At 73.9% G+C, this 23,490-nt stretch carries 20 protein-coding genes; 9 read left to right on the forward strand and 11 right to left on the reverse strand.

The features are described from left to right. The first annotated feature begins 32 nt into the window (after positions 1 to 32). A complete protein-coding gene (locus ABZ887_RS36410; protein WP_361299333.1) occupies positions 33 to 1,484 on the forward strand; it encodes a GNAT family N-acetyltransferase in 1,452 nt (483 codons plus the stop codon). Between the two features lie 72 nt (positions 1,485 to 1,556). Here ABZ887_RS36410 and ABZ887_RS36415 read toward each other — a convergent pair whose 3' ends face one another. After that, positions 1,557 to 2,735, reverse strand: coding sequence for a PLP-dependent transferase (locus ABZ887_RS36415; RefSeq protein WP_361299336.1), 1,179 nt, complete (start codon positions 2,733 to 2,735; stop codon positions 1,557 to 1,559). 59 nt (positions 2,736 to 2,794) lie between these two features. Between ABZ887_RS36415 and ABZ887_RS36420 the strand changes: the two genes are divergently transcribed. The 6 genes from ABZ887_RS36420 to ABZ887_RS36445 all read left to right on the forward strand — a co-directional run bounded on the left by ABZ887_RS36420 (position 2,795) and on the right by ABZ887_RS36445 (position 8,867). Next, on the forward strand, positions 2,795 to 3,286 hold the full coding sequence (locus ABZ887_RS36420; RefSeq protein ID WP_189266826.1) for an Lrp/AsnC family transcriptional regulator: 492 nt from the start codon (positions 2,795 to 2,797) through the stop codon (positions 3,284 to 3,286). 33 nt (positions 3,287 to 3,319) lie between these two features. Further along, the gene (locus ABZ887_RS36425; RefSeq protein WP_361299339.1) at positions 3,320 to 5,008 is read left to right on the forward strand and encodes a DUF885 domain-containing protein; all 1,689 of its coding nucleotides are present in this window, start codon (positions 3,320 to 3,322) and stop codon (positions 5,006 to 5,008) included. A gap of 144 nt (positions 5,009 to 5,152) precedes the next feature. Next, positions 5,153 to 5,851, forward strand: a complete 699-nt coding sequence (locus ABZ887_RS36430; RefSeq protein WP_361299342.1) for a hypothetical protein — start codon at positions 5,153 to 5,155, stop codon at positions 5,849 to 5,851. A gap of 143 nt (positions 5,852 to 5,994) precedes the next feature. Next, entirely contained in the window at positions 5,995 to 6,222 is a 228-nt protein-coding gene (locus ABZ887_RS36435) for a ferredoxin (RefSeq protein WP_351720264.1), read from the forward strand. Next, entirely contained in the window at positions 6,209 to 7,603 is a 1,395-nt protein-coding gene (locus ABZ887_RS36440; protein ID WP_361299345.1) for an FAD-dependent oxidoreductase, read from the forward strand. The genes ABZ887_RS36435 and ABZ887_RS36440 overlap by 14 nt, the downstream gene beginning before the upstream one ends. Before the next feature lie 34 nt (positions 7,604 to 7,637). Next, positions 7,638 to 8,867: a cytochrome P450 gene (locus ABZ887_RS36445; protein WP_361299348.1), complete on the forward strand. Its 1,230-nt coding sequence runs from the start codon at positions 7,638 to 7,640 to the stop codon at positions 8,865 to 8,867. Between the two features lie 7 nt (positions 8,868 to 8,874). On the opposite strand, the gene ABZ887_RS36450 is transcribed toward ABZ887_RS36445, so the two are convergent. Together ABZ887_RS36450 and ABZ887_RS36455 are read right to left on the reverse strand one after the other, a co-directional pair. Continuing rightward, a complete protein-coding gene (locus ABZ887_RS36450) occupies positions 8,875 to 9,390 on the reverse strand; it encodes an immunity 21 family protein (protein WP_361299351.1) in 516 nt (171 codons plus the stop codon). Between the two features lie 47 nt (positions 9,391 to 9,437). After that, complete coding sequence (locus tag ABZ887_RS36455; RefSeq protein ID WP_361299354.1) at positions 9,438 to 9,911, reverse strand: rhodanese-like domain-containing protein; 474 nt, start codon at positions 9,909 to 9,911, stop codon at positions 9,438 to 9,440. Between the two features lie 136 nt (positions 9,912 to 10,047). Here ABZ887_RS36455 and ABZ887_RS36460 point away from each other — a divergent pair, with 136 nt between their 5' ends. Continuing rightward, a complete protein-coding gene (locus tag ABZ887_RS36460; RefSeq protein ID WP_361299357.1) occupies positions 10,048 to 10,494 on the forward strand; it encodes an Lrp/AsnC family transcriptional regulator in 447 nt (148 codons plus the stop codon). Between the two features lie 205 nt (positions 10,495 to 10,699). On the opposite strand, the gene ABZ887_RS36465 is transcribed toward ABZ887_RS36460, so the two are convergent. The 8 genes from ABZ887_RS36465 to ABZ887_RS36500 form a co-directional block, all read right to left on the reverse strand. Then, entirely contained in the window at positions 10,700 to 13,690 is a 2,991-nt protein-coding gene (locus ABZ887_RS36465; RefSeq protein WP_361299360.1) for an SMC family ATPase, read from the reverse strand. A gap of 34 nt (positions 13,691 to 13,724) precedes the next feature. Next, positions 13,725 to 14,888: an exonuclease SbcCD subunit D gene (locus tag ABZ887_RS36470; RefSeq protein WP_361299363.1), complete on the reverse strand. Its 1,164-nt coding sequence runs from the start codon at positions 14,886 to 14,888 to the stop codon at positions 13,725 to 13,727. Positions 14,889 to 15,063: 175 nt separating this feature from the next. Next, positions 15,064 to 17,190 carry a bifunctional serine/threonine-protein kinase/ABC transporter substrate-binding protein gene (locus ABZ887_RS36475; protein WP_361299366.1) on the reverse strand — a complete coding sequence of 709 codons (2,127 nt, stop codon included), beginning with the start codon at positions 17,188 to 17,190 and terminating at the stop codon, positions 15,064 to 15,066. Positions 17,191 to 17,382: 192 nt separating this feature from the next. Further along, a complete protein-coding gene (locus ABZ887_RS36480; protein ID WP_361299369.1) occupies positions 17,383 to 19,605 on the reverse strand; it encodes a bifunctional serine/threonine-protein kinase/ABC transporter substrate-binding protein in 2,223 nt (740 codons plus the stop codon). Next, positions 19,602 to 20,462, reverse strand: coding sequence for a hypothetical protein (locus ABZ887_RS36485; protein ID WP_361299372.1), 861 nt, complete (start codon positions 20,460 to 20,462; stop codon positions 19,602 to 19,604). Before ABZ887_RS36485 ends, ABZ887_RS36480 begins: the two co-directional genes overlap by 4 nt. Positions 20,463 to 20,753: 291 nt before the next feature. After that, positions 20,754 to 21,380, reverse strand: coding sequence for a YigZ family protein (locus ABZ887_RS36490; protein ID WP_361299375.1), 627 nt, complete (start codon positions 21,378 to 21,380; stop codon positions 20,754 to 20,756). A gap of 26 nt (positions 21,381 to 21,406) precedes the next feature. Next, entirely contained in the window at positions 21,407 to 21,958 is a 552-nt protein-coding gene (locus ABZ887_RS36495; RefSeq protein WP_361299378.1) for a histidine phosphatase family protein, read from the reverse strand. Beyond that, a complete protein-coding gene (locus tag ABZ887_RS36500) occupies positions 21,955 to 22,686 on the reverse strand; it encodes a hypothetical protein (RefSeq protein WP_361299613.1) in 732 nt (243 codons plus the stop codon). Before ABZ887_RS36500 ends, ABZ887_RS36495 begins: the two co-directional genes overlap by 4 nt. Positions 22,687 to 22,890: 204 nt before the next feature. Between ABZ887_RS36500 and ABZ887_RS36505 the strand changes: the two genes are divergently transcribed. Continuing rightward, the gene (locus ABZ887_RS36505) at positions 22,891 to 23,304 is read left to right on the forward strand and encodes a CoA-binding protein (RefSeq protein ID WP_361299381.1); all 414 of its coding nucleotides are present in this window, start codon (positions 22,891 to 22,893) and stop codon (positions 23,302 to 23,304) included. Positions 23,305 to 23,490 lie beyond the last annotated feature (186 nt).

The raw sequence follows: 23,490 nt of genomic DNA on the forward strand, positions 1-23,490 counted from the left end.
ATCACGCAACACCCTTGGTTCACAGTGGCTGCATGAATCGAGACATGTCTGATGTGACACGCGCACGGAACGGACGTCCCGTGCACCACTGGCGACGGGACGTCGTCGAACTCGCCGCCCTGTTCACGGCCGTCGCGGTGGCGGACGCGGTGGCCAACCTGGTCGGGCACGGGCCCGGCGGTCCGGCGCTGCTGGTGATCTCGGCGCTGGTGCTGGCGGCCACGGCCGGCTTCCACGTCTGGTGGGCGAGGCGCCCAGGTCATGCACCGCCGGTGACGGATACCGATACCGGCGCCCGGCCCGCCGTCTCCGCGACACGGCAGGCCGGGACCGGCGCGGACGCCTCGGGGACCGGGGACCGGGCGAGCACGCTGTGGCGGCTGCGGACGACGGTGCGGGACGAGCCCGGTTCGCTGGCGGCGCTCTGCACCGCGCTCGCCGGGCACCGTGTGGACATCCTGAGCCTGCAGACGCATCCGCTGGCCGACGGGACGGTGGACGAGTTCCTGCTGCGGGCCCCGGGTGACCTGATCGCCGGTGAGATCACGCGGGCGGTCGCGCTGGCCGGGGGCACGGACACCTGGATCGAACGCGCCGACGCCCACGATCTGGTGGACGCCCCGACCCGGGTCCTGGGCCTGGCCACCCGCACCGCACTGGACGCGGCGGAACTTCCGCTGGCCCTCCGGCAGTTGTTGGGGAGGTGCACGATCCGCTCGCTCCCCGCCCACCCGGTCGGCGGGGCCCGGCGCCCCGAGACGGTTCCCGTCGAGGGGGCGCTGGAGGACACCGTGATGCGGCTGCGTGCGCCGGAGGGGGGAGTGATCACCGTGGAACGGCCGTATCTCCCGTTCACGCCGACGGAGTTCGCGCGGGCACGGGCGCTGGTGGAACTGGACGCCCGGCTCGGGCCGCGCATCCCGCGCAGCCAGGACGTGATCGCCCTGCCCGCGGGCGACGCGATCACCGTGCGCCGGGCCGACACCGGTGACCTGCCGGCGGCGAGGGCGATGCACGAGCGCTGCTCGCCGCGGACCCTCGGGCTGCGCTACCACGGCCCCGTCGGGGACGCGGACCGGTACCTGAACCACCTGCTCAGCCCGCGCTTCGGCCGCACGCTGGCCGTGCGGACGGCGTCGGGCCGGATCGTCGGTCTCGGGCATCTGCTGTGGGACGGGGACGAGACGGAGGTGGCGCTGCTCGTGGAGGACGCCTGGCAGCGGCGCGGCATCGGCGGCGAACTGCTGACCCGGCTGGTGGGGATGGCCGTCGAGGCGGGCTGCGAGAGCGTGTACGCGGTGACGCAGGCGTCCAACACGGGGATGGTGGCGGCGATGCGGGGGCTGGGGTTGCCGCTCGACTATCAGATCGAGGAGGGGACGCTGGTCATCACGGCGCGGCTGGCGGCGGGGCAGGGTGATGCCGTGACTGCTGCGGGGTGGCTTTCCAGTGCGGGGGAGTCGGGGAACGCCGAAGCGCCGTGATACGTACGGCGGTCCGGCGGCTGCGGGTGCGTGGGGGCTGGTCGCGCAGTTCCCCGCGCCCCTGAAGGGGCGCTAGAGCAGCTCCAGTGCCTGGTCCAGGTCGGACCAGAGATCCTCCACGTCCTCCAGGCCCACCGACAGGCGCAGCAGGCGGTCGCTGACGCCGGCGCCGTGGCGGTCGTCCTCGGGCACGACGCGGTGGCTGATGGACGCCGGGTGCTGGATGAGGGTGTCGACGCTGCCGAGGCTGACGGCGGGGGTGATCAGGCGTACCCGGGAGACGACCTCGTGCGGGTCGTCGCAGACCTCGAAGGCGATCATCGCGCCGCCCAGCCGCGGGTAGTGGACGCGGGCCACGCGGGGGTCGGCGGTGAGGCGGTGGGCCAGTTCGGCGGCGGTGGCGGAGGCGGCGCGGACCCGGATCGGGAGTGTCGAGAGGCCGCGCAGCAGCAGGTAGCCGGCGAGCGGATGCAGGACGCCGCCGGTCGCGAAACGTATCTTCCGGAGCTGACCGGCGAACTCCTCGTCGCAGGCGACCACTCCGCCGAGCACGTCGCCGTGGCCGCCGAGGTACTTGGTGGCGCTGTGCAGCACGAGCCGGGCGCCGAGTTCGGCGGGGCGCTGCAGCACGGGGGTGGCGAAGGTGTTGTCGGCGAGCAGCGGCACCGTGCCGCAGGCGTGGGCGACGGCCCGCAGGTCGAGTTCGGCGAGGGTCGGGTTGGCCGGGGACTCGACCAGCACCAGACCCGTGTCGGGGCGCAGCGCGTCGGTGATCCCGGCCGGGTCGGTCCAGGTGACCTCGGTGCCGAGGAGACCGGCGGTGAGGAGGTGGTCGCTGCAGCCGTAGAGGGGCCGTACGGCGACGACATGGCGCAGACCGGTGGCCGCGCGGGCGAGGAGGACAGCGGACAGGGCGGCCATGCCGCTGGCGAAGGCGACCGCGGCTTCGGTGCCCTCCAGGCGGGCCAGGGCGGTCTCGAACCGGGCGACGGTCGGGTTGCCCAGGCGTCCGTAGACGGGCGGGCCGGAAGGATCGGCGCCGTCGGTGGCGAAGGCGTCGATGCGGGCGGCCTCGGCGCGGCTGTCGTACGACGGGTAGGTGGTGGACAGGTCGATCGCCGGGACGTGCAGGCCCTGCCGGGCGAGATCGTCGCGGCCGGCGTGCACGGCCTCGGTGGCCAGGGCGCGTGATGCGTGGATGGCGTGGCCGCGGACGGGCGCCGGGTCGTCGTAGGTGCTCGCTGTGTCCATGACCGCAGGGTGAACACCTGACGGGAGATGTGGGGTGAGACCCGTGTTACGTTCGGGCCATGGCTGATTCCGTCGTACTGGATCCGGTCGATCTGCATCTGCTGCGGTTGCTTCAGAACGACGCCCGGACCACCTACCGCGATCTCGCCGCCCAGGTGGGCGTGGCGCCGTCGACGTGTCTGGACCGGGTGACCCGGCTGCGCCGCTCCGGGGTGATCCTCGGGCACCGCCTCGAACTGGATCCGGCCAAGCTCGGGCGCGGTCTGGAGGCGTTGCTGTCGGTGCAGGTCAGGCCGCACCGGCGGGAGTTGGTGGGACCGTTCGTGGAGCGGATCCGGGCGCTGCCGGAGTCGCGGACGGTGTTCCATCTGACCGGTCCCGACGACTACCTGGTGCATGTGGCCGTGGCGGACATGGCGGACCTGCAGCGGCTGGTCCTGGACGAGTTCACGGCGCACCGGGAGGTCGCCCGGGTGGAGACCCGGCTGATCTTCCAGCAGTGGGAGTGCGGGCCGCTGCTTCCGCCGGTGTCGTCGGCCCAATCCCCGTGACGTACGCCGGTCCGCCGTACGAGGATGGACCGCATGTCACAGACCAGTAACCCGCTGCCCCGTCAGGTCGCCGACACCTTCGTCGACGAGCTCATCGCCCTCGACCCGATCACCGGTACCTTCCTCGGCGACAAGGAGAGTTCGAGCCGCCTGCCCGACACCTCGCCGGCCGGGGCGGAGGCGCTCGCCCGGCTCCAGCGCGACACGCTCGCGAGGCTCGACGAGGCCGAGCGGCAGCCCGGTGCGGACAGTGACATCGAGCGTCGCTGCGCGCGTCTGCTGCGCGAGCGGCTCAGCGCCTCCCTCGCCGTGCACGAGGCCGACGAGAGGCTGCGCTCCGTCAGCAACCTGAGTTCGGCCGCGCACGCGGTGCGCCAGGTGTTCACGGTGACGCCCACCGCCACCGAGGAGGACTGGACGGCGGTCGCCGAACGGCTGCGCGCGGTGCCGGCCGCGCTGGAGGGCTACCGGCAGTCCCTCGAACTCGGTCTGGACCGCAAGCTGTACGCCGGCCCGCGCGCCACCGCGACCTTCGTCGGACAGCTCGGCGAATGGGCCGACACGGGCGACGGCAAGGGCTGGTTCGAGCAGTTCGCGGCGTCCGGGCCCGGGGCGCTGCGCGCCGAACTGGACGAGGCGGCCCGCTCCGCCACCGGGGCGGTGCTGGCGCTGCGCGACTGGATGCGGGACGTGTACGCGCCGGCGATCGAGGGTGCGCCGGACGTGGTGGGCCGGGAGCGGTACGCCCGCTGGGTGCGCTACTTCAACGGCACCGACCTCGATCTCGACGAGGCGTACGCGTACGGCTGGTCCGAGTACCACCGGCTGCTCGGCGAGATGAAGGCCGAGGCCGAGAAGATCCTGCCCGGCGCGGCCACCCCGTGGGTGGCGCTGGCGCACCTGGACGAGCAGGGCACCCACATCGAGGGCGTCGACGAGGTGCGCGGCTGGCTGCAGTCCGTGATGAACGAGGCCATCGAGAAGCTGGACGGGACCCACTTCGACCTCGCCGAGCGGGTGCGCCGGGTCGAGTCCCGGATCGCTCCGCCCGGCAGCGCGGCGGCGCCGTACTACACGCCGCCGTCGGACGACTTCACGCGCCCGGGCATCACCTGGCTGCCGACCATGGGCCAGACCAGGTTCCCGGTCTACGACCTGGTGTCGACCTGGTACCACGAGGGCGTGCCCGGTCACCACCTGCAGCTGGCGCAGTGGAAGCACATCGCCGAGAACCTCTCCCGCTACCAGGCCAGCGTCGGCATGGTCAGCGCCAACGCCGAGGGCTGGGCACTGTACGCGGAGCGGCTCATGGACGAACTGGGCTTCCTCACCGACCCGGAGCGCCGCCTCGGCTACCTGGACGCGCAGATGATGCGGGCCGCGCGGGTCATCATCGACATCGGCATGCACCTGGAGCTGACGATCCCGGACGACTCCCCGTTCCACCCCGGCGAGCGCTGGACGCCCGCGCTGGCGCAGGAGTTCTTCGGCTCGCACAGCAGCCGGCCCGCGGACTTCGTGGAGAGCGAGCTGACCCGCTACCTGTCCATGCCGGGGCAGGCCATCGGCTACAAGCTGGGCGAGCGGGCCTGGCTGCTGGGCCGGGAGCAGGCCCGGGAGCGGCGGGGCGCCGGCTTCGACCTCAAGTCCTGGCACATGGCGGCCCTGTCCCAGGGTTCGCTGGGCCTGGACGACCTGGTGGCGGAGCTGTCGCAGCTCTGACGGTACGGTCCGGTCCCGCCGCCCGTCGGGCGGTGGGACCGGGTCGACGCGGCTGTGCCGTTCGGGGGTGCTCCGGTGGCGGCGGCCGGGGGCAGGGGGCTTGCTGGTGCCCGAGGGCCACCGGACACAGGAAGCGAGCCGCGTATGCAGACCTCCACGCCCCCACGGCAGCCGTTGCAGACCCCTCGCGCCGCCGGCGTGGCCGGGATCGTCTTCGCGCTGCTGCTCGCCGCCGCCATGGTGCTGATCCGGCTGGGCATCCCGCAGGGCGCCGACGCGGTCTCCACCCAGCGGCCGGATCCCTCCCAGCTCAGCGCCGTCCGCGCGGCCCTCATGCTGGTGCCGTTCGCCGGCATCTTCTTCCTGTGGTTCGTCGGCGCCGTCCGCTCACACGTCGGCGACGCCGAGGACCGGTTCATGGCCACCGTGTTCCTCGGCAGCGGCCTGGTCTTCACCGCCACCATGTTCGCCGCCGCCGCGACGGCCGCGGCCGTGCTCGACACCGCCCATCCGGCGGGCACCTCGCCGTCCCGGCCCACCTGGGACTTCGGCCAGCACCTCGCGTACACGCTGATGACCGGGTACGCGATGCGGATGGCGGCCGTCTTCGTCTGTTCCGCGTCGGTGATCGGGCACCGCCTGGGCATCCTGCCGCGCTGGCTGACGCTGCTGGGCTTCCTGACCACCGTCGTCCTGCTGTTCGTGTCGACCGCGGTGCCCTGGGCCGAGCTGGTGTTCCCGGCCTGGTCGCTGCTGCTCAGCGCGTACATCGTCATGGAGAGCTTCCGCCGCTCCGCCGCGACCCCGGCGGCTCCGGCAGCCCCGACGGCACCTGCGGCCTGACGGCTCACCCGATCGGCGGGCCCCGGCGCGCGACGGCGAGGCCGGGCTCCCATGCTGGCGTGCGGGGAGTTCTCCGCCGTCCGAGACTGACGTGACGGACCGCGGTACGCACCGGACCTGGCCACCGGAAGGGCGGAGCCATGATGCGCCTTGTCGTCGACCTCAACAGATGTCAGGGATACGCGCAGTGCGCGTTCCTCGCTCCGGACGTCTTCGCCATGCACGGCGAGGAGTCGCTCGTCTACAACCCGCAGGCCGAGCAGGAGCAGCGCGAGCGGGTGGCGCGCGCCGTCGCCGCCTGTCCGGTGCAGGCGATCACCGCCGACGGCCTGGACGGATTCGCGGGAGGGGCCTCCGATGCCGCCCACTGACTATCTCGACTGGCTGCGGCGCGAGGGCCGGATCGTGATCGTGGGCGCCTCGCTGGCCGGGCTGCGGGGTGCCGAGACGCTGCGCGCCGAGGGGTTCACCGGCGAACTCACCATGATCGGCGACGAGCCGTACGAGCCCTACGACCGGCCGCCGCTGTCCAAGGCGGTCCTGCTCGGCAGGGCGGCCCCGCACCACACCGCGCTGCCGCACCGCATGGAGATCGACGCGAAGTGGCGGCTGGGCGTCGCGGCGGCGGGTCTCGACGTCGAGGCCAAGCGGGTCCGGCTGGCCGACGGCGACGAGGTCGAGTACGACCGGCTGCTGATCGCGACCGGGGTGCGGGCCCGGCCCTGGCCCAAGGAGGACGAGGCCCGTCTGGAGGGCGTGTTCACGCTGCGCACCCGGGACGACGCGGCCGCGCTGCTGCGGCGGCTGAAGGCCGGGCCGCGCCGGGTGTTCGTGATCGGCGCCGGGTTCACCGGGTCGGAGATCGCCTCGGCCTGCCGGGAGCAGGGCATCGCGGTCACCGTCGCGGAACGCGCGGGCGCGCCGCTGGTGGGCGCCCTCGGCGGGGTGGTCGGCGCGGTCGCGGCCGAGATGCACCGCGAGAACGGGGTGGACCTGCGCACCGGGGTCATGGTCACCGCGCTGGAGGGTGACCCGGCCGGTCGGGTGCGGGCGGTCCATCTGTCCGACGAGTCCGTGGTCGAGGCGGACGTGGTGATCGTCTCGCTGGGCGCGACCCGCAACACCGACTGGCTGGCCGGTTCCGGTCTCGGCGCGGGCCCGCGGGGCATCGCCTGCGACGCGGGCTGCCGTGCCTTCGACTTCCGGGGCATCGTCACCGACGACATCTTCGTCGCCGGCGATGTCGCCCGGTCCCCGCACGCGCTGTTCGGCTACCAGTTCCTGTCCCTGGAGCACTGGGGCAACGCGATCGCCCAGGCCGAGACCGCCGCGCACAACATGATCAACCCGAGCGCCGAGCGGCGGCCGCACCTGTGGGTGCCGGCGTTCTGGTCGTCGCAGTTCGGTGTGAACATCAAGTCGGTCGGGGTGCCGCCGATGGGCGAGCAGATCATGATCACGCAGGGTTCGCTGGCCGAACGCCGGTTCGTCGGGGTGTACGGCCACAACGGCCGGACGATCGCCGCGGTGAGCTTCGACAACACGCGGTGGCTGGAGTTCTACCAGCGGGAGATCGAGCGGGGCGCGCCGTTCCCGGTGGAGTTCCCGACGGTGGACCGCCGTCCGGAGGGCCGGGTGCCGGTCGACTCCGACTTCCCGGACCCCGCCCTGCCGACGCACGGCCCCATGGTGACCCTCAGCGGCTACTCGCCGACCGACCAGCAACTGGTCTTCCACCCCGCCCGCCACTGACCGCGACCCGGCCCCGACGCTCCAAGGAACTGTCATGACGCAGACCTCGATGTTGCGCCAGATCACCGACTTCGCGAACCGCGCCGACCCGTACCCGCTGTACGAGGAACTCCGCAAGACGCCGGTGCTGCACGAGGAGGAGGACGGCCCCTACCTCATCAGCACCTACCACGACATCGAGGCGCTGCTCCACGATCCCCGGATCAGCTCCGACGAGTCCAACGTGACCGCCGGCGGGAACGACGAGCTGTCCGGTCCGGAGGCGACGGGACTCCCGCCGAGCTTCATCCGGCTGGACCCGCCGGAGCACGACCGGCTCCGCCGGATCGCCAACGGCTCCTTCGGGCCGCCGCACCGGCCGCACCGGATCGACGACATGCGGGGCCAGCTGGAGGAGATCATCACCGGGCTGATCGACGGCCTCGGGGACGCCCGGGAGTTCGACCTGGTCGACCAGGTCGCCTACCCCTTCCCGGTCACCGTGATCTGCCGGCTGCTCGGCGTGCCGCGGGAGGACGAGCCCCGGTTCCGGGCCTGGGTCGACCCGATCGTCGCCGGGCTGGACCCCGACTCCCGTACGGCCGCCGAATCCCAGCGGACCGCGCAGGAGGCCCGGCTGCAGCTCGGCATGTACCTGAACGGGCTGGTGGAGAAGCGCACCAAGGAGGCGCGCGAGGACATGCTGTCCGACCTGGTGCACAGCAGCGGTCCGGACGGCGCCATGACGACCATGGAAGTGCTCAGCACGGCGGTGCTGCTGCTCATCGCCGGGCACGAGACCACCGTCAACCTCATCACCAACGGCATGCTGACGCTGCTGCGGTACCCGCAGTACCTGGAGCGGCTGCGCGACGACCCGGGGCTGTCGGTGCGGATCGTGGAGGAGCTGCTGCGCTACGAGCCGCCGGTGCAACTGCTCCCGCAGCGCACCTGCATCACCGACCTCGAGGTGCACGGGGTGACCATCCCCAAGGGGTCGCGCATCTGGCTGGTGCTGGGCGCGGGCAACCGGGACCCGCACCGGTTCACGGATCCCGACCGTTTCGACCCGGACCGCCAGGACATCCAGCACCTCGGCTTCGGCAGCGGCATCCACAGCTGCTTCGGCGCCCCACTGGCCCGCCTGGAGGCCCAGATCGCGCTGGCCCAACTGGCCCGCCGACTCGACAACCCGAGGCTCGTCACCGACCCGCCGCCCTACCGTCCGAACGCCGTGCTGCGCGGCCCGCGGCACCTCAACATCGCGATCGACGGCGTCAAGTGACGGTCGGTCAGGACGGGAGCCGGCGCAACTGCACCAGACCCAGCCAGGTTTCCGGGCCGGGTCTGGTGTAGGCGGCCCGCACCGCGTAGGTGCCGGGTTCCAGCGGGACCCGGAGATGGTCGCCGCCCTCGGCCTCGCCGCCCGGCCAGGCGGAGTCGAACAGGACGACGGGGCCGGGGACCTGCCAGCGGATCTCGTTCTCCCACACCGCGCCGTCGAGGGCGGCGGGCACCTGCGCCAGGAGTTCCTCCTCCGAGTTGGCGGCGGACCAGCGGACGAAGGTGCCGTGGTCGGGCAGGAAGGACGTCGAGGCGGGTTCGTCGCCGAGGACCAGGGCCGTGCTGTCCCCGACCGGGAGCAGTCCGACGTAGCCGTCGACCTCGCAGGCCCGGTCGTAGTCGGTGGCCAGGTCCTCGCTGTCGGCGCCGGCCCAGAACGGCAGGACCGTCTCGGGGACCGCCACCAGCGGGCCGCCGCCCGACTCCACCCACTCCACCGCGCCTGGATCCGCATATCGAGTCATGGGGTGAACCTACACGGACAGCGAGGGCACAGGTTCGCCTCCGGGAATCAGCAACCGCAGTCGCCCGCGAGGGGGGCCGTGAGCGGGTCCGGGGCGCGCCGCTCACGCCCCTGCCAGGTCTCGAACTCGAAGCCCTCACGCACCCAGTACTCGAATCCGCCGAGCATCTCCTTGACCTGATAGCCGAGTTCGGCGAGCGCGAGGGCGGCGCGGGTCGCGCCGTTGCAGCCGGGACCCCAGCAGTACGTCACCACGGGCACGGCCCTGTCGAGGAGTTCGGCCGCCTGCTCGGGGACGAGCGCGGTGGGCAGGTGGACGGCGCCGGGAATGTGGCCCTGGTCCCAGGACTCGGTCGAGCGGGAGTCCAGGACGACGAAGCCGGGGTCGCCGCCGGCGGCCAGGGCGGCGGCCACGTCGGAGACGTCGGCGTGGAAGGCGAGGCTCGCCCGGAAGTGGGCGGCGGCCTCGGCGGGGGCGGCGGGGGCGACGCGCAGGACGGGGCTGACGGTGGTGTCGGTCATGTGAGGCCTTTCGCCGGCCGCCGTCGGTGCGGCGGATCTCCTTGGCCGCAAATCTACGAGGGCGACAGGGCACGCTGAAGACGCGATCCACGGCCCCGACCTTGCCCGGCCGGGGATTCCCTGTTATCCATCCCCCATGACCGACTTTTCCCCGGACGCCACCGACCGGCGCATCCTCGAGGTCCTCCAGCGCGAGGGCCGGGCCAGCTTCGCCGAGCTGGCGCGGGCCGTGGCGATGTCCCCGAGCGCGGTGACCGAGCGGGTGCGCCGTCTGGAGGAGGCGGGCGTGATCCAGGGGTACGCGGCCGTGGTCGACCCGGAGCGGCTCGGCCTGCCGATCCTCGCCTTCGTCCGTCTTCGGTACCCGAACGGCAACTACAAGCCCTTCCACGACCTGGTCGCCGTCACCCCCGAGATCCTGGAGGCGCACCACGTCACGGGCGACGACTGCTTCGTCATCAAGGTCACCGCCCGCTCGATGCGCCACCTGGAGGAGATCTCCGGCCGGATCGGCACGCTGGGCTCGGTGACGACGAGCGTCGTGTACTCGTCGCCGCTTCCGCGCCGGGCCGTCGGCATCTAGGCTCGGCCCCCGTAGGGGGCGCGGGGAACTGCGCGACCAGCCCCCACCGACCCGCAGTGCACGATCCGCGCAACCAGCGGGGCGCTTCGCAGGGCCGAGCCTGTTCTCTGAGCGCTCCGCGGGGTGTGCCGCGTTGGGACTTCGGTCGTCCGCGGCGCCGCCGGGGCTGGTCGCGCAGTTCCCCGCGCCCCTTACGGGGCGCTCCTCAGATGCCGCGCTGTCTCAGGGCCGAGCCCGTCCTCCCCTTCACCACCTCCAGTTGGGCATGGATGCGGCGGCGCAGGTCGGCGACGTGGCTGACGATGCCGACGCTGCGGTCGCGTTCGCGCAGGGAGTCGAGGACGTCGAGGACCTCGTCCAGGGTCTGGTCGTCGAGGCTGCCGAAGCCCTCGTCGATGAAGAGGGTGTCGAGGCTGACGCCGCCCGCCTCGTCGGTGACGACGTCCGCGAGGCCGAGGGCGAGCGCGAGGGAGGCGAAGAAGGTCTCGCCGCCGGACAGCGTGGCGGTGTCCCGCTCGCGTCCGGTCCAGGCGTCGACGACGTGCAGTCCGAGGCCGCTGCGGCCGCGTCCGGTGCGGTCGTCGGAGTGGACCAGGGTGTAGCGGCCGGACGACATGCGCTGCAGACGGACGGTCGCGGCGGCGGCGACCTGTTCCAGGCGGGCGGCCAGGACGTACGACTCCAGACGCATCCGGCGCTCGTTGTCGGCGGAGGTGCCGGCGGTGAGGGCGGCGAGGCGGGCGACCCGGTCGTACTCCTCGCGCAACGGGGCCAGTCGACGCACGCCCTCGGTGGCGCGGGCGGACAGCCGGTCGAGCTCGGCGCAGCTGCGGGCGGCCCGGTCGCGGGCGGAGGCGGCGTCGCGCAGGCGACGGGCGCCCAGGTCGGCGGTGCCCTTCGCCGCGTCGAGGTCGGCGGGCGGCTGCTGGGCGGCGGCCGCGGTGTCGGCCTCCGCCAGTGCGGCACGCACCGCGGCCTCCTCGGACTGCCAGTCGTCCAGGCGCCGTTGGAGTTCGCGGTGGGCGGTGTCGTCGAGGAGGGCGGCGGCCGCGGCCTGCGGGGTGTCGAAACCGGCCCGGTAGGCGGCGTCGGCGAGCCGGGCGTCGGCGTCCTTGAGATGCCGGGCGGTGTCCTCGGCAGCGCGTGCGGTGTCGGCGGCGTCGGTGAGCAGCGCCGCCTGCCGCTCCAGCTGCGCGGCCCGTGCGGACACGCTGATGGCGCTCCCCCGGGCCCGGTCCAACTCCTCTTCCAGGGCGGCCTGTTCCGCGTCGAGGCCCTCGCGGCGGGTGAGCCGGGCGGCGGCCCGGACCTCGGCCTGCTGCCGTTCGGCCAGTCGGCGTTCGCGTTCCTGCTCGGCCAGCCGCAGCTCCTCGTGCGCCGCGTGCAGGGCGGAGCCGGCCCGCCGGGCCTGGGCGTACGCCTGCTCCAACTGGTCTGCCTGAGATGCCAGTTGCTCGGTCGGGGTGTCTCCGGCCTCCGCGGTGGCGGCGGCCAGTGCCTCGCGTGCGGTGCCGAGTCGCCGCTCGTCCCGGGCGCGCTGCTCGTCGGCGCGCTGCTGGGCGGCGAGCGCGCGTTCCTCGGCCTCGCGGTCGACGTGGCCCGCGAACTTCTCGGCCGGCGCCGGGTGTTCGGTGGCTCCGCAGACGGCGCACGGTTCACCGTCGGCGAGTTGCGCGGCCAGCTCGGCGGCGATGCCGTTCAGCCGCTGTTCCTTGAGGTCGAGCCAGTGCGTGCGCGCTTCCACGGCGCGCTGTGCGGAGGCGAGGGCCGCGCGCTGGGCCTCGTCGGTGTCCCGGCCCAGCTCGTCGCGGAGCCGCGCCGCCGCCAGCCGTCGACGGGCGGGGTCGCGCTGCACGGCGAGCTGCTCGGCGCGGGTCGCGGCCTCCTGGGCGGCGTCGATACCGGACTGGAGTCGCGTGCGCCTGGCGTCCCAGGCGGCGAGCCAGCCCGCGGCCTCGCGCAGGACGTCCTCGTCGTCCCGCTCCTGCCGGTCCAGGCGGCCGCGCTCGTCGACGACCTCGGCGAGCCGTCGCTCAGAACGGCGCGCGGACTCCAGCCCGCCCAGCTCCTCGGCGGCCCGACGGGCGGCGCCGGCGAGCCCTGCCGCACCGGCTTCCGCGAAGCTCTCCGGCAGCAGCGCACGCGCACGCAGCTCGGCGGCGGCCGCCCCGCGATGCCCGGCCTCGGCGGCCTCCCGGAGCTCCAGCGCCGGCGCCACCGCCTCCGCCTTGCGCCCCCGTTCCATCCGCGCCCGCGCCTCGCGATGGGCCCCGGCCCGCTCCTCCAGCCGTACCGCCCGCTGCCGCGCCTCCGCGAACCGGCCCTGGAGCCGCGCCAGTTCGCGGACGTCGGCCAGCGCGCGGTCGGCAGCGGAGTGGGCGGACTCGGTGGCGCTGAGACGACAGTGGGCGACGGTGAGGCGCTCGCGCGCGGTGCTGCGGGCCACGGCCGCGGCGGCGAGGACGGCCGAGGCCAGGCCGGGCTCCCCCGGGGCCAGTTCCGGCAGCTCCATCGCGTCGCCGGCTTCCTGCTGCATGCGGTGCGCGTCGGCCAGCAGCGCGGAGTCGCCCTCCCGCACCCGGGCCTCGGTCGCCTTCCGGCGCTCGGCGAGGCGCTTCTCCACGTCGGCGAAGCGCTGGGTGTCGAAGAGCCGGCCGAGCAGTTGGCCGCGGGCGCCGGCGTCGGCGCGCAGGAAGCGGGCGAAGTCGCCCTGGGGCAGCAGGACGACCTGGCAGAACTGCTCGCGGCTCATGCCGAGCAGCAGGGTGATCTCCTCGCCGATCTCCTGGTGCGAGCGGCTGAGGTCCTTCCAGGCGCGGGCGATCGCGTCGTACTCGCGCAGCCAGGTCTGGGCCTTGTCCAGCGTCGTGCCCGAGCCCCGTTTCTTGGGGCGCTCCCAGGGCGGCTGCCGGGTGATCTCCAGCCGGCGTCCGGCGACGGTGAGTTCGAGGCGGACCTCGGTGCGGGTGGCCGGGTCGGCGTGGTCGCTGCGCAGGGTGAGGCCCTGGCCGCTCTGGCGGGCGCCGGGGACGGTGCCGTACAGCGCGTAGCAGACGGCGTCCAGGACGGAGGTCTTTCCGGCGCCGGTCGGGCCGTGCAGGAGGAAGAGCCCGGCGGCGGAGAGCGCGTCGAAGTCGACAACCTGGGTGGCGCCGAAGGGACCGAAGGCGGTGACGTCGAGCCGGTGGAGCCTCACTGGGCGGCCTCCGTGTTCCGTCGCGGGCGCGTCGTCACCGCGCCACCTCCCGTACCGCGCCGTCCGTGCGCACGGCGTCGAAGGCGTCGCCCAGCACGGCCAGTTCGCGCTCGTCGGGGCCCGCGCCGCGGACATGGGCCACGAAGTCCTCGGCGATCTGGCGGTCGGTGCGACCGGCCAGGCGGCGGGCGTAGGAGACGTCGGGGTCGTCGGGTGCGCGGTCGGGGGCGAAGACCAGGCTGAGGGTGTGCGGGAAGCGGTCGGTGAGGCGGGCCATGGGGTCGGCGGGGCGGACCGGGTCGGTGAGGGTGGCCTCGATCCAGGCGTCCTCGTGGGGGGTGAGGGCGGGGTCCGCGAGGAGGTCGTCCAGGGTGCCGCGGATGCGGGCCAGCGGACGTGGGACCGGGCAGTCGAGCCGCTCGGCGGCGACCGTGCCGTCGGCGGCGAGGTCGACGAGCCACATACTCTTGCGGTGCTCGGCCTCGGAGAAGGAGTAGGCGAGCGGGGAGCCGGAGTAGCGGACGCGCTCGGTGATGGTCTGGCAGCCGTGCAGGTGGCCCAGCGCCACGTAGTCGACGCCGTCGAAGACGCCGGCGGGGACGGCGGCCACCCCGCCGACGGTGATGTCCCGCTCGCTGTCGCTGGCCTCGCCGCCGGTGACGAAGGCGTGCGCGAGGACGACGGACCGGGTGCCGGGCGCACGGGCCGCGAGGTCGGCGCGGACCCGGTCCATGGCGGCGGCCAGCACAGCCTCGTGCCCGGCCTTCTCGACTCCGAACTCGTCCTTCACCAGGGCCGGTTCGAGGTAGGGCAGCCCGTAGAAGGCCACGTCGCCGAAGGCGTCGGTGAGCACGACGGGGGTGCCGGAGGCGGACGGTTCGGTGCGCAGATGGATGCCGGCACGGTCGATGAGACCGGCGCCGACGCCGAGGCGGCGGGCCGAGTCGTGGTTGCCGGAGATCATCACCGTGGGCACGCCGAGGTCGGCGAGCCGGTGCAGGGCGTCGTCGAACAGCTCGACCGCGGCCAGCGGCGGGACCGCGCGGTCGTACACGTCTCCCGACACGACCACGGCGTCCACGGCCTGCTCGCGTACGGTCGTCACGAGGTGACCGATGAACCCGGCCTGGGCGCCGAGCATGTTCACCCGGTGGAACGCCCGGCCAAGATGCCAGTCGGAAGTGTGCAGCAACCTCATGAAACCGCTCCGACCCGCACGTCCACCCCTACTGCGCCTCTGAAACCAGCACGAACCAGCACAGGGCTCGCCCTTCACACCCGGCCACGCTAACGCATGCGGCCCCCTGGTCCACCACATACCTCACATCACCCCGGAGCACGGAATCCCACGTGCCCGGGTCGCGCGACCTGGGTCACGTCTGCGCGTCGATCTCGTCGGAGCGCGTCACGAAACGGGCGGTTCCCCCGGTCACGCGGTACAGGAACTCGCCGGTGTCCTCCTCGACCTGGAAGTACTGCTCCACGGCGTCGAAGGCGATGCGGCGGGTGATGCCCTGCCAGGGGCTGCGCAGGAGTTCCCCGCGCAGGGCGGACCGGTCGTCGTCGCCGAGGGAGGCGAGCCCCTGTGCGGCGAAGCGGACGGCGTCGTACGCCTCGGCGGCCCAGGGGCCGGGGGCCTGTCCGTGGCGGGTACGGAACGCGGCGGCGAACGCCTTGGTGCGGGGGTCGGCACTCGCGTCGGTGTAGCCCGCGCCGATCCGCCAGTCCTCTCCGACGGCGAGAAAGGACGCGCCGAGGACGTGCTCGCCCCCGACCCGGGCGCCCCGGTGGCCCGCGTCGCGCAGCGCGCGGGCGCAGGCGGCGGCGCGCTCGGGCCGGACCCCGCCGAAGAGGACGGCGTCCTGGGGTCGGGTGGCGATATGGCGGGCGGCGGCGGTGAAGTCCGCGTCCGCGGCGACGTCCTCCACCGCGGTCTCGCCGTCGAGCTTGCCGTGGACGGTGGCGATACGGACCGTGGTCAGGCTCTCCTTCTCGGTGGCCAGGTCGTGCACGACCACCGTGCGCTCCGGTTTGACGGCCCGGTTCAGATAGAGCAGTGCCCCGGGCGGGCCGGTGGACTGGGTGGTGCGCAGGACGAGCCCGGTGGTCATCTTGACGCCCTGCAGGTCCTCGGCGTCGGCGCGGACGATCAGCAGGGTCAGCCGGGCCTCCGTGCACGGGGGCAGGGCCGCGGGCGCGGTCACGTTCCCGCCCGTGGCGATCACCAGGGACACCGCCGGGTCGGCGGCCAGCCGGGCGGCCGCCGCGGCGCATCCCGCCGCGGTGCCCCGGTCGTCGGCGGTGCGCAGCACGAGGTCGACGGTGCGCCCGGCGTCCTTGTTGTGCTGCTCGACGGCGAGGCGGGCACCGCGTGTCTGGTTCTGGTGGAAGGCGTCGTCCGGACTGCCGAGCAGCGCGAGCACATGGCGGGTCCGGCGGGCGGAACCGGTGTTCGCGGCCGCGTTGCCGCGGCCCCATCGCCACCACGCTCCCGCCCCGCCCGCCGCGGTGACCCCGAGCGCGGCGCCCGCGACGAGCAGCCGCCGCCGGGTGGGCGAGGGCGGGTCCTCGGGGACCTCGGCCAAGTCGGCGGAGGCGGGCCCGGAGAGCACGGTCGGATCGGGCACGGGCAGGTCGAGGACGCGGGCGGCCCGCGCGGCGACCAGGGCGGGCAGCCCCTCGGGCAGCCACCCGTCCGCGGCGAACCCGCCGAAGACGCCGAGGAGTTCACGCGTACCCGGGCGCAGCTCCGGCTCCTTGGCCAGACACCGCCGGACGATCCGGTCGAGCCCCTCCGGTACGCCGTCCAGGTCGGGGTCCTTGTGCACGGTCCGGTACAGCACGGCCGCGGCTCCGCCGGTGCCGAACGGGGGCCGGCCGGTGGCCGTGTGGGCGAGGACACAGCCGAGCGAGAAGACGTCGCTGGGCGGGCCCACGGTGCGCGCCCGGGCCTGCTCGGGCGAGAGGAAGCCGGGAGAGCCGACGACGGAGCCGTCCGCGGTGAGCGCGGTCGCGCCGACGGCCCGCGCGATCCCGAAGTCGATCAGGCGCGGCCCGTCCACGGCGAGCAGTACGTTCGCGGGCTTGACGTCGCGATGGACAAGACCGGCCGTGTGCACCCCGTCCAGCGCCTCGGCCAGGGCGGAGCCCAGGCTGCGCAGCTGCGCCTCGGGCCAGGGCCCGTGCAGCGCTACGGCCTCGGCCAGCGACGGGCCGGGCACGTAGGCCGTGGCCAGCCACGGCTCACGCGCCTCGGCGTCCGCCCCGACGACCGGCACCGTCCACCGCACCGCGAGGCCCGCGGCGAGTTCGGCCTCCCGTCGGAAACGGGCCCGGAAGCCGGGGTCGTCGGCGTACTCGGCGCGGATCACCTTCAGCGCGCACCAGGCACCGTGCGGCGAGCGCGCCAGATAGACGACGCCCATGCCGCCCGCCCCGAGCCGCCCCGCGAGCCGGTGCCCGCCGATCACCGAGGGGTCGGACGGCAGAAGCCGCTCCACTTCAGCCGCCTCCGTTCCCCGGCCGTCCCCACTCCTGGGCTCCGGCCGACATCGTCACTCCGAGTATCCCCTCCCACCGTCTCCCGACAGCGGCCCGTCCCGGCCCTCGACCACCGTCGGCCTTCAACCGCCCCCGGCCTTGAACGGCGTCGGCCTTCAACGCCGTGGGCCCGCATCCGCCGTCGGCGCCCGTCAGCTCTTCTGCGCGCTCGCCGCGTGGATCAGGTCGGCGAGCGAGCCCAGCTGGTGGAAGGCCCCGTCGCGGACCTGGTGGACGAAGGTCCCGGCCGCCCAGCCGTCCTCGGTGCTGTCGTACTGGTGATACGTGCCGAAGGCGTACGTCCGGGCGATGCCCTTGTAGGTGTACTTCGCCTTCGCCAGCCGTTCGGCCAGCTCGGCACGGACCGGTCGGCGACGGGCCCCGGCCGGGACCGTGCGGGCGAACTCGGCGAGCAGCATCCGCACACTGTCGTACGCCTCGGTGGCGTACGGTTCCGGAGTGCCGCCGTAGCGCTTGCGCCAGGCCGCGGTGAAGTCCTTGGCCTGCTGCGTCGTCAGTACGGAGGGGTCCACGGCCGAGGTGACCACGTACCAGCCCTCGCCCGCGGTACCCGCGAGGCGCGGGAAGTCCGAGCCGTACAGCTCGTGCTGCATCCAGCGCGGCCCGGTGAAGCCGGCCGCCGCCAGTTCCCCGGCCGCGCGGACGGTGGCGTCCAGGGGACCCAGGTACACGAAGTCCCCGACACGGTCGGCAAGCAGGTCACGGACCGCCTGCGGGCCGTCGTTCGTCCCCTCCGCGACGACACGGGGGAGGACCTGCGCGCCGAGGCTCTCGCGCCAGCCCCTGATCAGCGAGGTGCCCTGGTCCTGCACGATGGAGCCCCCGGCCCGGTCGATCACGATGCCGGCCGTCGCCACCTGACCGCTCACCTGGGCATGCAGCGCGATCCAGCTGCCGAGCGCGAGATGCGAGGCGCTGCTCTGGAACGAGGTCTTCGGCGACGTCGCGAAGTAGTCCTGGTGGCCCGTGGTGCTGGACACATGGGTCAGCCCCGCCTCGCCGTAGACGGCTGCGGCCGCCCCCATGGGGATCTCGGCGACCGGGCCCAGCACGGCGACGACATTCCGGTCGGCGGTGAACGCGAGGGCCACCTTCCGGGCCGACTCCGCGTCGCCCCGGTCGGCGCGGACCTGCACCTTCAGGTCGTAGGCGCGCTTCGGTGCGGCGTTGTGCTGGGCGACGGCCAGACGCGCGGCGCGTTCACAGGCCCGGCTGACGGCGGTGTGGGCCGAGTCGGCCGCTGTGTGCACGCCGAGGACGTACACGGGGCGGGTGCTGCCGGACGGCTTCTTGTCGTCGTCCTCCGACGCCCACACCGCCGCTCCGGTGCCCGCGCCCGCGAGCAGCAGCGCACCGCCGACGAGCAGCAGGCGCCGCCTACCGGGGCGGCGGACGGGGGTGTCCGCCGGGTCGGGCGCGTCCGCCGGGTCAGGGGCGTCCGTCCCGTCCACGGCCGTGGGCTCGATGTCGGGCAGGGCCAGGCTCTCGGCTGCCCGCGTGGCAACCATGCGGGCGACGGAATCGGGCAGCCAACTGCCGGAGCCGTCCGGAACGTCCTCGGCAAGCAGGCGTCGTATCTCGTCGGCCGTGGGCCGGGCATCGGGGTCCTTGGCCAGGCAGCGCTCCACGAGGGTGCGCAACTCGCCTTCCACACCGCCGAGTTCGGGCTCGTCGTGGACGGTCCGGTACAGCAGGGCGTCCGGCGTGCCGGTGCCGAACGGCGGGGTTCCGCTCGCGGCGTAGGCCAGGACGCAGCCCAGCGCGAAGACATCGCTCGCCGGTGTCGCGGGCCGCCCCTCGGCCTGCTCCGGGGCGAGGAATCCGGGCGTGCCGACCACGAGCCCGGACGCGGTGAGCGCCGTGTCCTCCGCCGCGCGCGCGATGCCGAAGTCGATCAGGCGAGGGCCGTCCAGCGCGAGCAGGACGTTGCCCGGCTTGACGTCCCGATGCACCAGACCGGCCGCGTGCACCGCCTCCAGCGCCCCGGCCAGCAGGCCGCCGAGGACGCCGACGACACGCGCCGGCAGCGGGCCGTGCGTGGCGACCGCCTCGGAGAGGGCCGGCCCGGGGACGAACGCGGTGGCCAGCCAGGGCTCGCGCGCCTCGGCGTCGGCGTCCAGGACGGGCACCACCCAGGGGTTGTCCACCCGCCGCGCCAGCTCCACCTCCCGCGCGAACCGCGCCCGGAAGGCGTCGTCACCTGCGCTCTCCCCCCGGATCACCTTGACCGCGGCGAGGGCGCCCGCGTCGCTGCGCCCGAGGTAGACGACGCCCATCCCACCCGCGCCGAGCCGCCGGAACAGCCGGAACCCCGCGATGCGGGACGGATCGGAGGACCGCAACGACTCACTCACTGTTCCGCCCCCTTCGTCGCGACCGGCTCTTCCGTGCCGTCCGCGTCACCGCCCGCGGCGCCCCACTGGTCGATCTCGGTGGCCACCAGACTCACTCCCTGGTAGACCCCGCCGGTGACGGTGTCGTCCTCCTCCTTGCTCCGGCCCGCGCCGTGCCGGGCCGTCGCGGCCACGGTGACCGGGCCGAGCCGGAACTTGTGCCAGTCGAAGGGGTGCGCGCTGCTCTCGCCGTCGGCGATCCACTCCCCGAGCTCCGCCAGGTCGTCCTCGGAGATCGGGCTCCGGCCGTCGCCGGCGGCGTCGACCTGGGAGTACAGCCCGCGCACCACGTCCGTGGTGTTCAGCCGCTGCTCGGGGCAGCGCAGCGCCGACTCCATCGACCTCGCCATGTCGCGCCGCGCCGCCACGGTGCTCTCGTGCACGGTGACGGTCAACGACACGTACACCGCCCCCTTGCCGTCCTGCTCCGGCAGCTCGTACGCCCGCGTGAGGCTGGCCAGCGCGGTGTCCGGTAACGCCTCGCGCCGCCACAGGCAGTCCTCGCCGAGCACGGCCCACTCGGCCGGATCACTCTCGAAGGGCTCGCGTCTGCGGTACCCGGCACCGAAGTAGTCGGGCCGCACATCGAGTCCACGGACGAACGCGACCGCCTCGGCCCGCGTCTTCGGTGCCCGTTCCTCCGCGAGCGTGTACGGCTCGCTCGCGTCGGTCGCCGACGGCGACACCGAGGGCGAGGGCGAGGCGCTGGGACTTCCCTTCGTCTTCCCGCCCGCCGCCGCGTTGCCCGGCTCGCTCGTGCACCCCGCCAGCAGCAGCGCCCCGGCCGCCGCGGCCAGGACTGGTCGCCACCCGTCCATGCATCACTCCCCTTTTCGCCTGTGCCGCATCCGTGGAGGGACAGTGTGGCGTAAGTAAAGCGCACACCAACTACCCTTATAAAAGCGCCCAGTTAAGGGTTCCGACGGCAACGCAGGGCACTCCGGTTGCACCCGGCGCGGGCGTATCCGGTGGGTGTCAGCGAGTGCGACCGCGGTGCGGTGGGGGACGAAATCCCTCACCGTGGGACGAGAGACGCGCCGCTCGTCGGCGACGTCCGGGCACGGCAACGAAGGACCGGCCCCGGGCAGCGCGCGGACCGGTTCGGATCGTCACGCGTCCCCGTAGGCCTCCCCGCCCAGTTCGAGGCGTGCCGTGCCCGCCGTCGCGTCGGCCAGCCAGGCACTGAAGGCGGCCACGTCGGCGTCCGGCAGGCCGATCTCGATGGTGACGGCCTCGCCGTAGCGGACGTCACGGACCTCGCGGCCGGTGGCGCGCAGGTCGTTCTGGACCTTGCCGGCACGCTGGTGGTCGACGGTGACGGTGGCCAGCCGGAAGCGGCGCCGGGTGAGGGTGCCGACGGTGTCGAGGGCCTCGCCGACCGCACCGCCGTAGGCACGGATGAGCCCGCCGGCGCCGAGCTTGACGCCGCCGTAGTAGCGGGTGACGACGGCGACGACATACCGCATGTCGCGGCGCAGCAGCATCTGGAGCATGGGGACGCCGGCGGTGCCGCCGGGTTCGCCGTCGTCGCTGGCCCGCTGGGTGGCGGCGTCGGCGCCGATGACGTAGGCCCAGCAGTTGTGGGTGGCGTCGGCGTGCTCCTTGCGGACCGCCGCGACGAAGTCCTGGGCCTCCCGCTCGGTGGCCGCCGGGGCGAGGGCGCACAGGAAGCGGGAGCGGTTGACCTCGGTCTCGTGCGTGCCCGCGCGGGCGACTGTGCGGTACTCGTCCTGCATCCGCCCAGCCTATGCGGCGCCGTGCGCTACTCCTTCCGTTCCTTCCGCCCGCGGGCCACCGTCACCTCCGTCAGCAGCGCCGTCCCCGGGGCCAGGGCCGCCCATGCCGTGCCGTGCCAGGCCAGGACGGCGATCGCGGACGTCGGGAACTTCTCGCGCACCTGCTCCAGGGTGTCGTCGAGGCCGTCGCCCGCGAGGTCGAGGACGAGTTCCTCCAGGCCGGGGTTGTGCCCGACCAGCAGCAGCGTCTCCACCTCGGCCGGCACCTCGCGCAGGACCGCCAGCAGGTCGGGCACGTCGGCCGCGTACACCCGCCGGTCGTAGCGGACCGGCGGCGGTGTGCCCCACTGGCCGGCGGCCAGCTCCCAGGTCTGCCGGGCGCGCACCGCGGTGGAGCACACCGCGAGGTCGGGCAGGCAGTCGGACTCGGCGAGGGCCCGGCCGGCGGCGGGGGCGTCGCGGCGGCCACGGTCGGCGAGCGGGCGCAGCCGGTCCGGGACGCCCTCGGGCCAGGCCGACTTCGCATGCCGCAGGACGACCAGACGGCGCAGCGGGCCCGCACCCGCCCGGGTGATCACGCCACCCGCCCGAGGTCGCGGGTGAGGTCGAGGGCGAGCAGCCGGTCGGCGTAGGCGCAGGTCTCGAAGCGGGCCCCGGCCGGGATCTCGGGCTGGTCCTCCATCCAGCGCAGCACGCCGAGCACCCCCGGCACGTCGAGGTCGTCCTCCCAGGCGTCCCGCAGCCGTCCCCGGACCTTCTCGGGCACCGGCCGCGAGGGGCTGCGCGCCCAGGCCGCCACCGACTGGCGCAGCCTGCCGAGCCGCCGGCCGGCCGCGTCGAGGGCGCCGGCACCGAGGTGGACGGCCGCACCGCGCGGGGCGTCGAGGAGGGCGAGCCGGAGTGCGGCGGGGTCGTCGAGCGTGCCCAGGACACCGGCGTCGGGGCCGTCGGCGGGAGCGACGGCGACGGTCACGCCGGCACCGTCCACGGTCCCGCCCGCGGCCGTGACGTGGACGACCTGCGCCTCGCCCAGTCCCGCGGCGAGATCGCGGCCGTCCTCGAAGGGGCGGATGCCGAGGGAGGTGGCGGCCGCGTGCAGTTCGGCCTGGTGGCGGTCGGCGGTGAGCAGGGGCAGGACCGGGGTGCCGCCGAGTTCCAGCGCGCGCAGCAGGAGGTCGGTGGTGAGCAGGACCCGCAGCGCCGTCAGGTCGTACCCGGAGGCATGGACCTCGACCCGGGTCAGGGCACGGCGGGCGGGGACGGCGGGGACGGTCTCACCGGTCTTGGCGTCGAGGATGCGCAGCACGGGCTGAGCGTAGGCGGGCGGCGGGACCTGCGCAGGCACCTTGCGCCGATTCAGGTCACCGTGGCGGGACATGCGGGACATGCGGCACCCCCTGTCACGCGGACTGTCCCGACGGTACTGCGCGAGCCCGGCCGGGGCGGGGAATCAGGGTCCGGCGGCGGCTGTTGGGCACGGCGAACGTTCCCCGAGCCGAGGAGGCCGACCGTGTACGGCGACGAAGCGACGATCCGCAGGATTCTGACCAGGACGGGTGACACCTGGGCGGTGGTCGGCCTGTCGTCCAACCGGGGGCGGGCGGCGTACGGGGTGGCGCAGGTGCTGCAGCGGTTCGGCAAGCGGATCGTGCCGGTCCACCCCAAGGCGGAGACGGTGCACGGCGAGCAGGGCTACGCGTCCCTCGCCGAGATCCCCTTCCCCGTCGACGTCGTCGACGTCTTCGTCAACAGCGAGCTGGCCGGTCCGGTCGCGGACGAGGCGGTGGCGAGGGGCGCGAAGGCGGTGTGGTTCCAGCTCGGGGTGGTCGACGAGGCGGCGTACGAGCGGGTGCGGGCCGCGGGTCTGGACATGGTGATGGACCGCTGCCCGGCCATCGAAATACCGCGCCTGGGCCGGATCTGAGCCGGATTTGAGGAAGATCTGAGCTTGCCTGTCTTACCTTCTTCTCACATATCGCCACTGAATACGGACATTCCGTGACCCTCGCTGACCTGTGTAAAAGCTTTTACCAAGACAGTAAAGATCGAGGGTCAAATCTTCGGCAACACTCTTCTCCGGTTACGACACGCGCCCTTAAGTTGTGCCCTC

It is taken from the genome of Streptomyces sp. NPDC047061 (genome assembly GCF_040643955.1).
Classification (GTDB): Bacteria; Actinomycetota; Actinomycetes; order Streptomycetales; family Streptomycetaceae; genus Streptomyces.

Bases quoted from the DNA above. Each gene is read 5' to 3' on its own strand.
- ABZ887_RS36420 (WP_189266826.1), top strand. From the start codon at position 2,795: ATGGCTGATTCCGTCGTACTGGATCCGGTCGATCTGCATCTGCTGCGG.
- ABZ887_RS36445 (WP_361299348.1), top strand. From the start codon at position 7,638: ATGACGCAGACCTCGATGTTGCGCCAGATCACCGACTTCGCGAACCGC.
- ABZ887_RS36485 (WP_361299372.1), bottom strand. From the start codon at position 20,462: ATGGACGGGTGGCGACCAGTCCTGGCCGCGGCGGCCGGGGCGCTGCTG.
- ABZ887_RS36430 (WP_361299342.1), top strand. From the start codon at position 5,153: ATGCAGACCTCCACGCCCCCACGGCAGCCGTTGCAGACCCCTCGCGCC.
- ABZ887_RS36440 (WP_361299345.1), top strand. From the start codon at position 6,209: ATGCCGCCCACTGACTATCTCGACTGGCTGCGGCGCGAGGGCCGGATC.
- ABZ887_RS36450 (WP_361299351.1), bottom strand. From the start codon at position 9,390: ATGACTCGATATGCGGATCCAGGCGCGGTGGAGTGGGTGGAGTCGGGC.
- ABZ887_RS36415 (WP_361299336.1), bottom strand. From the start codon at position 2,735: ATGGACACAGCGAGCACCTACGACGACCCGGCGCCCGTCCGCGGCCAC.
- ABZ887_RS36490 (WP_361299375.1), bottom strand. From the start codon at position 21,380: ATGCAGGACGAGTACCGCACAGTCGCCCGCGCGGGCACGCACGAGACC.
- ABZ887_RS36435 (WP_351720264.1), top strand. From the start codon at position 5,995: ATGCGCCTTGTCGTCGACCTCAACAGATGTCAGGGATACGCGCAGTGC.
- ABZ887_RS36425 (WP_361299339.1), top strand. From the start codon at position 3,320: ATGTCACAGACCAGTAACCCGCTGCCCCGTCAGGTCGCCGACACCTTC.
- ABZ887_RS36470 (WP_361299363.1), bottom strand. From the start codon at position 14,888: ATGAGGTTGCTGCACACTTCCGACTGGCATCTTGGCCGGGCGTTCCAC.
- ABZ887_RS36455 (WP_361299354.1), bottom strand. From the start codon at position 9,911: ATGACCGACACCACCGTCAGCCCCGTCCTGCGCGTCGCCCCCGCCGCC.
- ABZ887_RS36460 (WP_361299357.1), top strand. From the start codon at position 10,048: ATGACCGACTTTTCCCCGGACGCCACCGACCGGCGCATCCTCGAGGTC.
- ABZ887_RS36410 (WP_361299333.1), top strand. From the start codon at position 33: ATGAATCGAGACATGTCTGATGTGACACGCGCACGGAACGGACGTCCC.